General features: G+C 61.6%; 5 protein-coding genes. All 5 read left to right on the top strand.

The genetic code is table 11. From position 1 onward, the window contains the following. The coding region (locus E8A46_RS23020; RefSeq protein ID WP_291566185.1) for an integrase core domain-containing protein at window positions 1-978 on the top strand (978 nt) is incomplete at its 5' end. Between the two features lie 474 nt (window positions 979-1,452). After that, window positions 1,453-2,031, top strand: coding sequence for a 2-oxoacid:acceptor oxidoreductase family protein (locus tag E8A46_RS23015; protein ID WP_291566183.1), 579 nt, complete (start codon window positions 1,453-1,455; stop codon window positions 2,029-2,031). Between the two features lie 9 nt (window positions 2,032-2,040). Beyond that, window positions 2,041-3,303, top strand: a complete 1,263-nt coding sequence (locus E8A46_RS23010) for a transketolase C-terminal domain-containing protein (protein WP_291566181.1) — start codon at window positions 2,041-2,043, stop codon at window positions 3,301-3,303. A gap of 10 nt (window positions 3,304-3,313) precedes the next feature. Next, window positions 3,314-4,354, top strand: coding sequence for a thiamine pyrophosphate-dependent enzyme (locus tag E8A46_RS23005; RefSeq protein WP_291566179.1), 1,041 nt, complete (start codon window positions 3,314-3,316; stop codon window positions 4,352-4,354). A gap of 11 nt (window positions 4,355-4,365) precedes the next feature. After that, window positions 4,366-4,936: FAD-dependent oxidoreductase (locus E8A46_RS23000; RefSeq protein ID WP_291566177.1), on the top strand; the 571-nt coding region annotated here is incomplete at its 3' end.

The raw sequence follows: 4,936 nt of genomic DNA, 5'->3' as shown, positions 1-4,936 counted from the left end.
TCGCCATTCAAGTCGAAGTTGCGGCTTGAAGCAGAGAACGCGGTGCTTCGACATCAGTTGAATGTCGTGAGGCGTAGGCTGCCTGGTCGCGTCCGGCTCACGAACAATGATCGCTGGTTCTTTATCCCGCTGTATCGCTGGTTTCCTTCTATCCTGCAGGTTCTCACAATCATCCGGCCCGAGACACTCGTGCATTGGCACAGGGCCGGCTTTCGCTGCTACTGGCGTTGGAAGTCGCGCCCACAGGGAGGGCGACCGCAGATCGACACGGAGCTGCGCGCATTGATCCGGCGGATGAGCGTCGAAAATCCGCTTTGGGGCGCGCCACGCATCCACGGCGAACTGCTCAAGCTCGGGTTTGAGGTCGCTCAATCAAGCGTCGCCAAGTACATGGTCAAACGACGGGGGCCACCCAGCCAGGGATGGCGAACCTTTTTGCGTAACCACGCGCCGGACATCGCCGCCATGGACCTGTTCGTTGTTCCAACTATCGGTTTCGACCTGCTCTATGCCTTCGTCATCGTCCGGCTCGACCGCAGAGACCTGGTCTGGATCAACGTCACAGCAAATCCCACGGCCGAATGGGTTGCACGTCAAATAACGGAGGCATTTCCCTGGGATGAGGCTCCGCGCCACCTCATCCGCGATCGGGATCGGATCTATGGCAGCGTCGTCACGCGCCGATTGCGCGCCATGGGCATCCGGGACAAGCCTACCGCACCAGCCTCGCCTTGGCAGAATGGCTTTGTGGAACGGTTGATCGGATCGATCCGGCGTGAATGTGTGGACCACATCATTGTCTTGGGCGAGATGCATTTGCGTCGGGTCCTGAAATCCTACGCCGACTATTACAATTGCGTCAGAACGCATCGATCCTTGAACAAGGATGCACCAGTCTCTCGCCAAATTCAGCGAATCGGAAGCATCAAATCACACGCCATCCTTGGCGGACTTCACCACCACTACGCCCGAGCTTAAGTTTTCGGTACACACAACCCATGCCTCCCCCGTATTTTTGCCATTTTATTTTAATCTTAGCGCTAATTGAGAGCCGTTAAAACTGGCTGTGCAGCGGTGAGCAGTCGGCCGACCAGTCGGCCAAGCTTAGTTCCGCCTGTCCGTCGGCACGGAAGGCCCGAAACAGCCCCAATCAATCCCGTAAGAAAGGTGATGCGTACGATCAGGGCGCGATGGCCCGAGCCCAGGATACCAAATCCGCGTTGGGCGGTCTTGCGACATAGCCGTCAATCCGACTGAACGGCCATTCAACCGCGTCTCGTCCTAAGCGATTTGACCCGGATCAATGTCAATCTGCGCTGGTAGTTCAGTGAAACACGACCTTGTCGTCAAGTCCAGCGCCACGGGGCGCGCGAGCTTGATCAAGCGCAAGGTCCCCAAACCGTTCAACGGCTATCTTGAAAAATGGCAGGGAGAGGCGGCGAGGAAGCACCGATGTTTCAGGTCCGGATTCATGGCCGGGGCGGGCAGGGGGTCGTCACCGGGGCCGAGATGCTCTCGGTCGCTGCTTTTTTTGAGGGGCGGCACGCCCAGGCGTTTCCGAGTTTTGGATCCGAGCGCACCGGGGCTCCCGTAGTGGCGTTCTGCCGCATTGCGGACAAGCAAATCCGGCTGCGCGAACCGATTCTGGAGCCGGACTTCCTGATCGTGCAGGATCCGACCCTGTTCAAGGTAATCGACGTGTTCGCTGGCCTGCGCAGCGATGGTTACCTGCTGGTCAACACCAACAAGACATTTGCCGAACTCCATCTCGGCCAAGTCGTCGACCGCCTGCCGAAGGGACATGCCGTCATCGTACCGGCGACCGAATTTGCGATGAAGCACGTCGGACGACCGGTGCCGAACGCGGCCTTGCTCGGCGCCTTTGCCGCGTTGACCCAATTCGTTCGCCTCGACAGCGTCGAGCACGCGATCGGAGAGGCCTTTCCCGGCAAGGTCGGCGCCGCCAATATTGCCGCCGCCCGGGAAGCGCATGAATTCGTCCTGATGCAGCAACGCGAAAGCGCAGCCTGAGGAACGCCGATGCTCAAGCAAATCGAAGGCTCGCATGCCATGGCAGAAGCCATCGCGCTCTGCCGCCCCGAAGTGATCTGCGCCTACCCGATCACGCCGCAGACCCACATCGTCGAAGGCCTCGGCGAATTGGTGAAGGAAGGCGCGCTGGTCGACTGCGAATATATCAATGTCGAAAGTGAGTTCGCCGCCTTGTCGGTCGCGATCGGCGCTTCCGCAGCCGGCGCCCGCGCTTATACCGCGACCGCCTCGCAAGGCCTGCTGTTCATGGCGGAGGCGGTCTACAACGCCTCGGGCCTCGGCCTGCCCATCGTGATGACGCTGGGCAATCGCGCGATCGGTGCACCCATCAATATCTGGAACGATCATTCCGACGCGATGTCGATGCGCGACGCCGGTTGGCTGCAGCTGTTTGCCGAGACCAATCAGGAAGCGGTCGATCTGCATATCCAGGCGTTCAAGCTCGCCGAGGAATTGTCGATGCCGGTCATGGTCTGCGTCGACGGTTTTATCCTGACCCACGCCGTGGAGCGCATCGACATTCCCACGCAACAGCAAGTCGACGCCTATCTGCCGCCTTACGATCCGGTGCAGGTGCTCGACCCCGCCGAGCCCGCCTCGATCGGCGCGATGGTCGGTCCGGAAGCCTTTACCGAGGTGCGCTTCCTCGCCCATTACAAGCAGACTTTGGCGTTGAAACTGATTCCGGAATTCTCGGAGGAATTCAGCAAGGCCTTCGGCCGCGAGTCCGGCGGGCTCTTGCGCACCTATCGTGCCGAGGACGCCGACATGCTGGTGGTCGCGATGGGTTCGGTTTGCGGCACCATCAAGGACACCATCGACGAGATGCGGGAGGATGGCATTCGCATCGGCCTCGTCGTCATCGTTTCCTTCCGGCCGTTTCCGGTCGCTGCACTGCGCACCGCGCTCGCCGCCGCAAAGAACGTCGTCGTGGTGGAGAAGAGCATCGCGGTCGGCATGGGCGGACAGCTCGCCGATAATGTCGATGTCGCGCTGCGAAATCTGCCGAGGCCGCCGCGGCTTCACTCGTCCGTTGCCGGTCTTGGCGGTCGGCCGATTACCCGCGCCTCGCTGCACCATCTGTTCCGGCAGGCCAGCGTACAGCCCTGGGAAGGCACCAATTTTCTGGATTTGAACGAACGCGTCGTCGGACGCGAGATTCATCGTACCCGGAAGAACCGCCGCTCGGGACCGACCGCCGAAAACATCTTGCGCCAGCTCGGCAAATCCGTGCCCCCGGTGGCCGAGTGAGGAACGCACCATGATTGACCCAGCCGCGACCCTCGCCCCCGAAGAAGCCGTGCAGAAGCTGAAATACTATCAAAAGGGCACCTTTACCGTCGGCAACCGGCTGGTGGCGGAAGAAGAGCGCACAGTGCAGGCCTCGCAGGCGCGATCGAACGCACTGACCTGCGGTCACCGTGCCTGCCAGGGATGCGGCGAGGCGCTGGGAGCGCGCTACGCCATCGACGCGGCGATGCGCGCCACCAACAATAACCTGATCGCCGTCAATGCGACCGGCTGTCTCGAAGTCTTTACGACGCCTTATCCGGAGACGTCGTGGCAACTGCCGTGGCTGCATTCGCTGTTCGGCAACGCCGCGGCAGTCGCCACGGGCGTGGCTGCAGCCATGCGGGTCAAGAAGCGGCCGGAGGTGCGCGTCATCGCGCAGGGCGGCGACGGCGGAACCACCGACATCGGCTTTCAGTGCCTGTCCGGCATGTTCGAGCGCAACGACGACGTGCTCTATATCTGCTATGATAATGAAGGTTACATGAATACGGGGGTGCAGCGATCCTCTGCGACGCCGCCCACTGCGCGCACCGCGACCACGCCTGCGCTCGGTCCGGAGCCGGGCAACGTATTCGGCACCGGCAAGTCCGTGCCGAGAATTGCCGTCGCACACAACATTCCGTATGTCGCCACCGCGACCGTCGCCGACCTGCACGATCTCGAGCGCAAGGTGATCAAAGCGATGTCCATTCACGGCGCCCGCTATATTCAGATCAACGTGCCTTGCCCGCTCGGCTGGGGGTCCGCGTCGCACGACACGATCCGGCTAGCGCGGCTGGCCGTCGAGTGCGGTCTCTATCCGATTTTCGAGGCCGACCACGGCAAAGTCACGCAGGTGCGCAAGATTCGTCGGCAGGTTCCGGTGCAGGACTATCTGAAACTGCAGCGCCGCTTCGCTCACCTGTTCAAAGGCGGCCATGAAGACCCGCGCATCGCGCGGCTTCAGGCGATGTGTGACGCAAATATAGCTGAATACGGGCTGGTCGACGCGACCGGCAAGGATGGGTGAGGGCATCGACCATGGAGCATCCGTTCGCCATCACCCTCGACGTCGGCACGTCGCTCATCAATCATACCGGCTCATGGCGCACGCTGAGGCCGGAATACGTTCACCGCCTGCCGCCTTGCAATCATGCATGTCCTGCCGGCGAGGACATTCAGGGCTGGCTTGCCCATGCCGAAAGCGGCGATTACGAAGCGGCGTGGCGCGCGCTGACCGAAAACAATCCGCTGCCCGCTGTCATGGGTCGGGTCTGTTATCATCCCTGTGAGAGCGCGTGCAATCGTACCGAGCTCGACTCCTCCGTCGGCATCAATTCGGTGGAGCGGTTTCTTGGCGACCTCGCTATCAAGAACGAATGGCGCTTCAAGGCATCGGCTGCGACGTCGGGTAAGAAAGTACTAGTGGTCGGCGCCGGACCGTCGGGCCTTTCCGCGGCCTATCACCTCGCGCGGCTCGGCCATGCCGTCACCATCCACGAAGCTGGACCTGCGCCGGGCGGCATGATGCGTTTCGGGATCCCGAAATATCGGCTGCCGCGCGATGTGCTGGATGCGGAAGTCAAGCGGATCGCAGACCTCGGCGTCGCCA

The organism is Bradyrhizobium sp., from assembly GCF_004799445.1.
Classification (GTDB): domain Bacteria; phylum Pseudomonadota; class Alphaproteobacteria; order Rhizobiales; family Xanthobacteraceae; genus Bradyrhizobium.
This window is presented reverse-complemented; position numbering and strand designations above follow the sequence as displayed.

Excerpts from the sequence above, each read along its gene's own strand:
- E8A46_RS23015 (WP_291566183.1), top strand. The coding sequence starts at position 1,453 with ATGTTTCAGGTCCGGATTCATGGCCGGGGCGGGCAGGGGGTCGTCACC.
- E8A46_RS23010 (WP_291566181.1), top strand. The coding sequence starts at position 2,041 with ATGCTCAAGCAAATCGAAGGCTCGCATGCCATGGCAGAAGCCATCGCG.
- E8A46_RS23005 (WP_291566179.1), top strand. The coding sequence starts at position 3,314 with ATGATTGACCCAGCCGCGACCCTCGCCCCCGAAGAAGCCGTGCAGAAG.